The sequence below is a fragment of the Micromonospora echinofusca genome (assembly GCF_017614955.1).
GTDB lineage: Bacteria > Actinomycetota > Actinomycetes > Mycobacteriales > Micromonosporaceae > Micromonospora > Micromonospora echinofusca_A.
Map to the genome: position 1 here is coordinate 1 of NZ_WVUH01000300.1, position 9,092 is coordinate 9,092.

8 protein-coding genes and 1 pseudogene are annotated in these 9,092 nt (G+C 73.8%); 8 read left to right on the plus strand and 1 reads right to left on the minus strand.

Going from position 1 to position 9,092, the window contains the following annotated elements; genetic code table 11:
* Window positions 1–2: 2 nt before the first annotated feature.
* From coaE to GSF22_RS26130, 4 genes are all read left to right on the plus strand, one after another.
* Window positions 3–947 (plus strand): dephospho-CoA kinase, encoded by a 945-nt coding sequence (gene coaE / locus GSF22_RS26115; protein WP_244454152.1) that lies wholly within the window; start codon window positions 3–5, stop codon window positions 945–947.
* Window positions 948–1,309: 362 nt separating this feature from the next.
* Entirely contained in the window at window positions 1,310–3,409 is a 2,100-nt protein-coding gene (gene uvrB / locus GSF22_RS26120; RefSeq protein ID WP_208816389.1) for an excinuclease ABC subunit UvrB, read from the plus strand.
* Window positions 3,406–4,293, plus strand: a complete 888-nt coding sequence (locus GSF22_RS26125) for a helix-turn-helix domain-containing protein (protein WP_208816390.1) — start codon at window positions 3,406–3,408, stop codon at window positions 4,291–4,293. The genes uvrB and GSF22_RS26125 overlap by 4 nt, the downstream gene beginning before the upstream one ends.
* 79 nt (window positions 4,294–4,372) lie before the next feature.
* Window positions 4,373–4,744 (plus strand): VOC family protein, encoded by a 372-nt coding sequence (locus GSF22_RS26130; protein ID WP_208816391.1) that lies wholly within the window; start codon window positions 4,373–4,375, stop codon window positions 4,742–4,744.
* 75 nt (window positions 4,745–4,819) lie between these two features.
* On the opposite strand, the gene GSF22_RS26135 is transcribed toward GSF22_RS26130, so the two are convergent.
* Entirely contained in the window at window positions 4,820–5,647 is an 828-nt protein-coding gene (locus GSF22_RS26135) for an SDR family oxidoreductase (protein WP_244454153.1), read from the minus strand.
* An 84-nt stretch (window positions 5,648–5,731) separates the two neighbouring features.
* On the opposite strand from GSF22_RS26135, the gene GSF22_RS26140 reads away from it, so the two are divergent.
* The 4 genes and pseudogenes from GSF22_RS26140 to GSF22_RS26155 all read left to right on the plus strand — a co-directional run.
* A complete protein-coding gene (locus GSF22_RS26140) occupies window positions 5,732–6,724 on the plus strand; it encodes a GNAT family N-acetyltransferase (RefSeq protein ID WP_208816393.1) in 993 nt (330 codons plus the stop codon).
* 101 nt (window positions 6,725–6,825) lie between these two features.
* Window positions 6,826–7,755 (plus strand): STM4015 family protein, encoded by a 930-nt coding sequence (locus GSF22_RS26145; RefSeq protein ID WP_208816394.1) that lies wholly within the window; start codon window positions 6,826–6,828, stop codon window positions 7,753–7,755.
* Window positions 7,752–8,897: an STM4014 family protein gene (locus tag GSF22_RS26150; RefSeq protein WP_208816395.1), complete on the plus strand. Its 1,146-nt coding sequence runs from the start codon at window positions 7,752–7,754 to the stop codon at window positions 8,895–8,897. Before GSF22_RS26145 ends, GSF22_RS26150 begins: the two co-directional genes overlap by 4 nt.
* Window positions 8,894–9,092 (plus strand): annotated as a pseudogene (locus GSF22_RS26155) (STM4013/SEN3800 family hydrolase); the annotation flags it as partial. The gene GSF22_RS26150 and the pseudogene GSF22_RS26155, both read left to right, overlap by 4 nt.

Sequence of the window (9,092 nt, forward strand, 5' to 3'; positions counted from 1 at the left end):
GACTGACGGGCGGGATCGGTTCGGGTAAGAGCGTCGTGGCGAGCCGACTGGCCGGGCTCGGTGCGGTGGTCGTCGACTCGGACCGGCTGGCCCGGGAGGTGGTGGCGCCCGGCACCGACGGGCTGGCGGAGGTCGTGGCGGCCTTCGGTAGCCAGGTGCTCGCCCCGGACGGCAGCCTGGACCGGCCGGCGCTGGGTGCGGTGGTCTTCGGTGACGAGCCGGCCCGACGGCGGTTGGAGGCGATCGTCCATCCCCGGGTCCGGGCCCGGTCGGCCCAGCTCGCCGCTGCCGCCCCGGCGGACGCGGTGCTGGTCAACGACGTGCCGCTGCTGGTGGAGGTGGGGCTCGCCCCGACCTACCATCTGGTCCTGGTGGTCGCGGCCGCCGAGTCCACCCGGATCGGCCGACTGGTCCGGGACCGGGGGATGAGCGAGGCCGAGGCGGTGCAGCGGATCCGCGCCCAGGCCGACGACACCCGCCGGCAGGCGGCGGCGGACGTGGTGCTGGCCAACGACGCCGGGCTCGCGGAGCTGCACGACGCCGTCGATCGGCTCTGGCGGGACCGACTGGTGCCCTACGAGCACAACCTGCGACTCCGGCGGCCGGTACCCGGCCGCCCGGTGAGCGGTGCTGTCGTCGATCCGTCCTGGCCGGCCCAGTACGCCCGGCTCGCCGCCCGGCTCCGGCACGCCCTCGGACCAGCGGCGGAGGGGTTGCGCCACGTGGGTCCGACCGCGCAGGGCCGGCTTCCGGAGCGGGACGTCATCGACATGCGACTGACCGTGGCGTCCGTCGCGCAGGCGGCGGCGGTCGCCGAGCCGCTGGCCGGGGCCGGGTTCCCGGCGTGGCCGGAGCCGGCCGACCCGGCGCGGTCGCCGGGGGAGTGGCGGTACGGCAGTGCCGACCCGGGCCGCCCGGTCGACCTGCGGGTCCGGGTCGAATCCTGACCCGCCCGGTCGGGTGGCGGTGCGGGCCGTGCCCGGTGGCGGTTCACCGCCCGGGTGGTGGACACCGGGCGGGCAGTGGTGGTCAGAGGTGGCAGTGGTGGTCAGGGGCGCCCGCGGCGGCCGGTCAGCGCGTCAGGCGCGACCGCGACAGCGCGCACGCCGGCGGGGCCGGGGCTGCGACCGTCACGCCGGGGGCGGCCTGCCAGGTGAGGGCGGGGCTGCCGGCCCGGTCGGCCGCCGCGGGCGGCCTACCCGGAAACGGTAACCCGGTGAGATGGGCCACACAATGCGAATATCGAAGCCGATCGTGCACTCAGGGTGGTCTCCGCAGGGTGTCACACCGCCGGCGTACCGTGGACGGCATGGCGCTCGACATTCCACGGCTGGACGGCCGGTTCCAGGTCGTCAGCGAGTACTCCCCGGCCGGGGACCAGCCGGCAGCCATCGACGACCTTGAGCGACGGGTGCGGCGCGGCGACCGGCACTCGGTGCTGCTCGGCGCGACCGGTACGGGCAAGAGCGCGACCACCGCCTGGCTGGTCGAGCGACTGCAACGGCCGACCCTGGTGCTGGCCCCCAACAAGACGCTCTGTGCGCAGCTGGCCAAGGAGTTCAGCGAGCTGCTGCCGCACAACGCGGTGGAGTACTTCGTCTCCTACTACGACTACTACCAGCCCGAGGCGTACATCCCGCAGACCGACACCTACATCGAGAAGGACTCCTCGATCAACGAGGAGGTCGAACGGCTGCGGCACTCGGCGACCATGTCGCTGCTCACCCGCCGGGACGTGATCGTGGTGGCGACCGTGTCCGCGATCTACGGCCTGGGCACCCCGGAGGAGTACCTCGACCGTGCGGTCCGGATCAGGGTCGGCCAGGAGCTGGACCGTGACCAGCTGCTGCGTCGGCTGGTCGACATCCAGTACACCCGCAACGACATGGCCTTCAACCGGGGCACGTTCCGGGTCCGGGGTGACACGCTGGAGATCATTCCGGCGTACGAGGAACTGGCTCTGCGGATCGAGCTCTTCGGCGACGAGGTGGAGAAGCTCTACTACCTGCACCCGCTCACCGGTGAGGTGGTCCGGGAGGTCGACCACCTGCTGATCTTCCCGGCCACCCACTACGCTGCCGGCCCGGAGCGGATGGAGCGGGCGATCCGCGACATCGAGGCCGAGCTGGCCGAGCGCCTGGCCGAGCTGGAGCGGCAGGGCAAGCTGCTGGAGGCCCAGCGGCTGCGGATGCGCACGACGTACGACATCGAGATGATGCGCCAGGTCGGCTTCTGTTCCGGCATCGAGAACTACTCCATGCACATCGACGGCCGGTTGCCGGGCAGCCCACCGCACTGCCTGCTCGACTACTTCCCCGACGACTTCCTCACCGTCATCGACGAGTCGCACGTGACCATTCCCCAGATCGGCGGCATGTACGAGGGCGACGCGTCCCGTAAGCGGATGCTGATCGACCACGGCTTCCGGCTGCCCAGCGCGGCGGACAACCGACCGCTGCGGTTCGACGAGTTCCTGGAACGGGTCGGGCAGATGGTCTTCCTCTCCGCCACCCCGGGGTCGTGGGAGCTGGAGCAGGCCCAGGGCGAGTTCGTCGAGCAGGTGATCCGCCCGACCGGTCTGATCGACCCCGAGGTCGTCGTGAAGCCCACCAAGGGGCAGATCGACGATCTCATGCACGAGATCACGCTGCGGACCGAACGGGACGAGCGGGTCCTGGTCACCACGCTGACCAAGAAGATGGCCGAGGACCTCTCCGACTACCTGCTGGAGCACGGCATCCGGGTCCGCTACCTGCACTCGGAGGTCGACACGCTGCGCCGGGTCGAGCTGCTGCGGGAGCTGCGCAAGGGCGACTACGACGTGCTGGTCGGCATCAACCTGCTGCGTGAGGGTCTCGACCTGCCGGAGGTGTCGCTGGTCGCCATCCTCGACGCCGACAAGGAGGGTTTCCTGCGCAGCGGCCGGTCGCTCATCCAGACCATCGGCCGGGCCGCCCGGAACGTCTCCGGTCAGGTGCACATGTACGCCGACAAGATCACTCCGTCGATGGCCGACGCCATCGACGAGACCAACCGGCGTCGGGCCAAGCAGGTCGCGCACAACGAGGCGCACGGCATCACCCCGGAGCCGCTCCGGAAGAAGATCCACGACATCCTGGACGACATCTACCGGGAGGCCGAGGACACCTCGTCCATCGGCGGGGCGGCGCGGCAGCTCTCCCGGGGCAAGGCTCCAGTCGCCGAGACCCGCAGCCGGAGCCGGGCCACCTCGACCACCTCGCGGGAGGGGATGGCCCGCGCCGACCTGGCCCAGCTCATCCAGGAGCTCAACGACCAGATGCTGGCCGCCGCCCGGGAGTTGCAGTTCGAGTTGGCCGCCCGGATCCGCGACGAGGTGGCGGAGCTGAAGAAGGAACTGCGCGGGATGGACGTCGCCGGGGTGAAATGACCGAGGTCGTCGTCGGGGCCCCGGCGTCCGCCCTGCGGCCCTGGGTCGACCGTTACCTGGGCTACCGGGATCCGGTCGCGACTCCGCTGGTACGGCGGGAGGTGGCGGGCGCGTTCGTGGTGCTCATCCTCGGCTGGGGGGACCCGCTGGACGTGATCGAGCCGCGTTCCGCCGAGCGGGGGGCGTACGGGGTGGACTCCTTCGTGGCCGGCCCGTTCGACTCCTACTGCCTGACCCGTACCGTCGGCACCGGGCTGGGTGTGCAGGTGTTCCTCACCCCGCCGGCCGCCCGGCGGATCCTCGGTCTACCCCTCGGTGAGCTGGCCAACCGGGCGGTCGGCGTGGCGGACCTGCCGGGCGGCTGGTGGAGCCGGCTGCGCCTCCGGCTGGCGGAGGCGGACGACTGGGCACACCGGTTCGCGGTGCTCGACGCCGCGCTGACGGAGCGGCTGGGCGGCACAGCGGCGCCCGACCCCCGGCTGGCCGGCGCCTGGCGCCGTCTCGCCGGCCAGGGTGGCCAGCTGGGCATCGGCCGGCTGGCCGAGGAGGTGGGTTGGAGTCGCCGACACCTGGCGGCGGTGTTCCGTCGGGAGTTCGGCCTCACGCCCAAGGTCGCCGCCCGGCTGCTGCGGTTCCAGCGGGCCCACTCGCTGCTCCCGCCGTCCCCGCTGCTCCCGCCGGACCCGGACTGTGGACCGGCGGACCTGGCGGACCCGCGCGGCGGACTGGCGGACCTGGACTGCGGACCGGCGGACCGGTACCGCTGGGCCGAGATCGCGGTCCGGTGCGGATACTTCGACCAGGCCCACCTGATCCGCGACTTCCGCGAGTTCGCCGGCACCACCCCGACCGTGCTCGCCGGCGAGCGGACGCCGGCCGGCTGAACCGCGTCGTCCGGCCGATCCGGTCGACAGGTCACATTCGTCCAATCGGCCGGCCCGGGTGGGCGGGCAGACTCGGGGCATGTCCACGGTCTACCCGGTTCTCACCTACCCCGACGCCCGCGCCGCCGTCGACTGGCTCGGCACGGCGTTCGGCTTCACCCCGCATGCCGTACACACCGCCCCGGACGGTTCGGTGGCACACGCGGAACTCGCCCTCGGCACCGGAATGATCATGGTCGGGCAGCGCGTCCGGCACCGCCCCCGACCGGACGACACCGACTGGTCGGTCTACGTCGCGGTCGACGACGTCGACGCGCACCGTACCCGTGCGGCCGCAGCCGGCGCGGAGATCGTGCGGGAACCCTTCGACACCGACTACGGCTCCCGCGACTACGTCGCCCGGGACCTGGCCGGCCACGTCTGGTCGTTCGGCACGTACCGGCCACGCTGAGTCCGGACCGCCCGTCGGGGGCGTCCCGCCGGTCGACGGGGGCGGCGGGGCGACCCGACGGGGCGGCGCAACCGGTCAGCCGTACCGGTTGAAGCCCCCCTCGGAGTCGATCACCTGACCGGTGATCCAGTGGCCGTCCGGCGAACAGAGCCACTCCACCAGCCGGGCGGCGTCGTCCGGGGTGCCCCAACGACCGCCCGGGAAGCGTCGGGCGACCGCCGCGTACGCCTCCGGCGGGGCGTACCCGGTGTCGGTCGGTCCGGGATGCACGCAGTTCACCGTGATGCCCTGCGCCATCAGGACCGGGGCGAGCTGCACGGTCAGGTTCTCCACCGCGGCCTTGCTGACCGCGTAGGCCAGAGTGTTCGGCATCGGGCCGAGTCGCTGACCGGTGGAGAAGAAGACCAGCCGTCCGTCGGCGCGACCGGGGTCACCGGTCCCCGTCGGCTCCGACCCGTCGTCGCCCGGGCCCGACCAGGCACGCCGCAAGGCGGCGAACGTGGTGGCGAACGCCTCGGCGAGCAGCATGCCGGCACGCACGTTGACGATCAGGTGCCGGTCGATCTCCTGTGGATCCAGGGCACCGAGCGGGGTGTCGGTGCAGTACGCGTGCACGGCCACCACCGCGTCGATCCGGCCGTACCGGCGTACCGTCTCGGCGACCAGGTGCCCCGGCGCGGCCGGGTCGATCAGGTCCACCGCCTGGTAGGTGGCCCGTCCGCCCAGCTCGGTGAGCAGCGCCGTTACCCCGTCCGGATCACCGCCGTACGGCTGGGCCTCGTCGAAGGCGGGTAACCCGGTGAGGTGCAGGCGGTAGCCGGCCGCCGCGAACCGGCGGGCCACCGCCGCGCCGATCCCGACCCGCCGGCTGACTCCGGTGACCAACGCTATCCGCTCCGTCATGATCGGCATCAAACCCGCCGCGATCCGCCGGGGCGACCGAATATTCGGGTGTCCACCGGCCGCGACCTGAACTACCGTGCGCCCGTGCCCACCGACCTGAGCTGGCGTGCGTTGACCGCCGCCGACCTGCCCGCCGTCGCCTCACTCGCCGCGCGTTGCCTCGCGGCCGACGGCGGACAGCCCCTGATCGCGTTGGAGTCGTTCCTCGGCGAGCGGTTCGCCGTGGCGGACGGGGCAGCCCGGTGCGCGGTCGACCGGGCGGGCCGGCTCGTGGGCGCCGCCGGGCTCCGGCCGCAACCCGTCGCGGGGCAGCGGCGGGCGGTGTACCTGGGGCTGGTCGACCCGGCCCACCGGGGGTGCGGGATCGGATCGGCGCTGCTGGACTGGGGGCTCGCCGAGGCACCCACGGTGGCCGACGGGGTCGTGGGGGAGACCGGCAGCGACGGCAACGCCGTGCTCGTGGTGGAGACCGAGACGCTCACCGACGCCGCCGCCGCGCTCTTCGCCGGCCGGGGCCTGCACCGGACCTTCGCCGAGGACGTCATGCGGTTCGACCTGGCCGATACCGCCCTGCCCGACGTGGCGGTACCGGCCGGGATCCGGCTCGCCCCCTGGTCCACCGCCCTGGCGTCACGGTTCTTCGCGGTCTACGCCGCCGCCTTCGCCGAGCGGCCGGGCTTCCCGGGCTGGTCCGCCGAATACTGGATCGACTGGACGACCGACGACGAGGACTTCCGCCCCGGCTGGTCGCTGCTCGCCACCGAGCACACCCGCGACAGCGCCACCGAGCACGCCGGTGCCGACGGCGCCAGCGACGACCGGGTCGGCGCCGTCACCCGCGACGTCGCCTTCGTCACCTGCGCGCAGGGCTGGATCGTGCAGCTCGGGGTCCGGCCGGAGCAGCGTGGCCGTGGCCTGGGCGCGGCCCTGGTCACCGAGGCGTTGCGCCGGATGCGCGCGGACGGGGTACGGGAGGTGCTGCTGGACGTGAACGTGGACAACCCGGCCGGTCGGCTCTACCGGCGGCTCGGGTTCACCGTCGTCGGCCGCCGGGCCCGCTTCGAACGCGTCCTCTGACACCGCGCCGGCCCGGTGGCGCTGTCGGCGCGGTGGCGCTGTCGGTCGACCTTGCTATCGTTCGCGCGCCTGACCCCTCCAGCGCCCGGGAGACCGCGCCCATGACGATCAACCAGCATGTCACCGAGTTCGCCGGCCTGCCGGTGGTGGCCTTCGACCCGGCGGCTGCGCTGCCGGCCGACCAGACCGCCGTCGCCTGGCGACTGGAGGCCGCGGACTACGACACCCCCGCCGAGGAGTTCGCCGCGCAGCTCACCGAGTTCGTGGCGACCGTGGATCCGGCTTCGGTGCGGGCCCTGGTGATCGGCGCCTGGGGGTCGGCCTACGACACGCCCCCGCCGGTCGGGTTGCTGGTCGAGCTGGCGTCCCGGTTGACCGGGCTGCGCGCCCTCTTCCTCGGCGAGATGACGTTCGAGGAGTGCGAGATCTCCTGGATCCGGCAGGACGACGTCACGCCGTTGCTGACCGCGTACCCGGCCCTGGAGGTGCTGCGGGTCCGGGGGGCCACCGAGGGGCTGACGCTCAGCCCGGTCCGGCACACCGCCCTGCGGGAGCTGGCCATCGAGGCGGGTGGCCTGCCCGCCGGGGTGGTCCGGGCGGTAGCCGGGTGCGACCTGCCGGCCCTGGAGCACCTGGAGCTGTGGCTCGGGGACCCGGCGTACGGCGGCGACGCCACCGTCGACGACCTCGCGCCGATCCTCGCCGGCACCCGCCTGCCCCGCCTCCGTCACCTCGGCCTGCGGGACGCCATGATCGCCGACGAGGTCGCCGCCGCCGTGGCCGGGGCGCCGGTGGTGGCCCGACTGCACACCCTCGACCTCTCCCTCGGTGTCCTCTCCGACCCCGGTGCGGCGGCACTGCTGGCCGGGCAGTCCCTCACCCACCTGCGCCGGCTCGACCTGCACCACCATTACCTCAGCGAGGAGACCGCCGCGCGGCTGGCCCGGGAGCTGCCCGGGGTGGAGGTCGACCTCTCCGACCGGGAGGAGGCCGACTCCGACGGCGACCGGTACGTGGCCGTCGCGGAATGACCGGTACGCCGCTGGTGGTGGTGGGCAGCCCGGACAACCGGCGGGTCGCGCTGTTCCGGGCCGCCGCCGCCCGGGTCGCCCGCCCGGTCACCGTGCTGCCCTGGCGGCAGCTCGCCGCCGGGCCGGTCGCGGTACCGGCCGGCGCCCTGGTCCGGGTGGACTCACCGGGCGAGGATCCCGAGGTGGACCGGCTGCTCCGGGGCGCCGAAACCCCGGCCGAGCACGGTGAGATCACCGGTCTGGCGACCTGGTACGCCGGCCTGTGCGCCGCCCTGGACCGGCTCGCGCAGGCCGCCGACCGGGCCGGCGCCACCCTGCTCAACGCGCCCCGGGACATCGCCGTCATGTTCGACAAGCGGGCCTGCCACGCCCGGCTCGCCCGGCTGGGTGTGCCGGTGCCGCCGGCCCTGCCGGCCGCTCCGGCGGACTGGGCCGGGCTGCGGGCGGCGTTGCGGACCACCGGGTGGTCCCGGGTGTTCGTCAAGCCGGCGCACGCCTCGTCGGCCTCCGGGGTGCTGGCCCTGCAACTCGCGTCGGGACGGATCCGCGCGACGACCTCGGTGGAGCTGGCCGACGACGGGCGGCTGTTCAACTCGCTGCGGGTCCGCGACTACCGCAGCGAGTCCGAGGTCGCCGCGATCGTGGACCGACTCGCCCCGGACGGCCTGCACGTGGAGCGCTGGTACCCCAAGGCGGGGCTCGACCAGCGGACGCTGGACCTGCGGGTACTGGTCGTCGCCGGTGAGCCGTCCCACGTCGTGGTCCGGACCAGCCGGGGGCCGCTGACCAATCTGCACCTCGGCAACGTCCGTGGCGACCTGGCCGCCGTACGCGGGGCACTGGGGCCGGCCGGGTACGCAGCGGCGCTGCGCACCTGCGTCCGGGCCGCCGCCGCTTTTCCCGGGTGCCTGCACGCCGGGGTGGACCTGCTGATCGGCGCGGACTGGCGCCGGCACGCGGTGGCCGAGGTGAACGCCTTCGGTGACCTGCTGCCCGGGCTGCGGGACGACGCCGGCCGGGACAGCTACGACGCGCAACTGCACGCCCTGGCCACCGGTCGCTCCGCCGCCTGGTCGGTGGCCCGTTCACCGGCAGCCGGGTCGCCGGTCGGCCCCGGCATCCGGCCGGTGGTGCCGGCGTGAGGGAGCTGCTCGACAGCCACGACCTGCTCCTGGTCACCCTGGACACGTTGCGGTACGACGTCGCCCGGGACTGCGCGGCCGCCGGGCGTACCCCGAACCTGGTCCGGGCCCTGCCCGGCGGCCGGTGGGAACGACGGCACACCCCGGCGAGTTTCACCTACGCGGCACACCACGCGTTCTTCGCCGGGTTCCTGC

Excerpts from the sequence above, each read along its gene's own strand:
- uvrB (WP_208816389.1), top strand. The coding sequence starts at position 1,310 with ATGGCGCTCGACATTCCACGGCTGGACGGCCGGTTCCAGGTCGTCAGC.
- GSF22_RS26125 (WP_208816390.1), top strand. The coding sequence starts at position 3,406 with ATGACCGAGGTCGTCGTCGGGGCCCCGGCGTCCGCCCTGCGGCCCTGG.
- GSF22_RS26130 (WP_208816391.1), top strand. The coding sequence starts at position 4,373 with ATGTCCACGGTCTACCCGGTTCTCACCTACCCCGACGCCCGCGCCGCC.
- GSF22_RS26135 (WP_244454153.1), bottom strand. The coding sequence starts at position 5,647 with ATGACGGAGCGGATAGCGTTGGTCACCGGAGTCAGCCGGCGGGTCGGG.
- GSF22_RS26145 (WP_208816394.1), top strand. The coding sequence starts at position 6,826 with ATGACGATCAACCAGCATGTCACCGAGTTCGCCGGCCTGCCGGTGGTG.
- GSF22_RS26150 (WP_208816395.1), top strand. The coding sequence starts at position 7,752 with ATGACCGGTACGCCGCTGGTGGTGGTGGGCAGCCCGGACAACCGGCGG.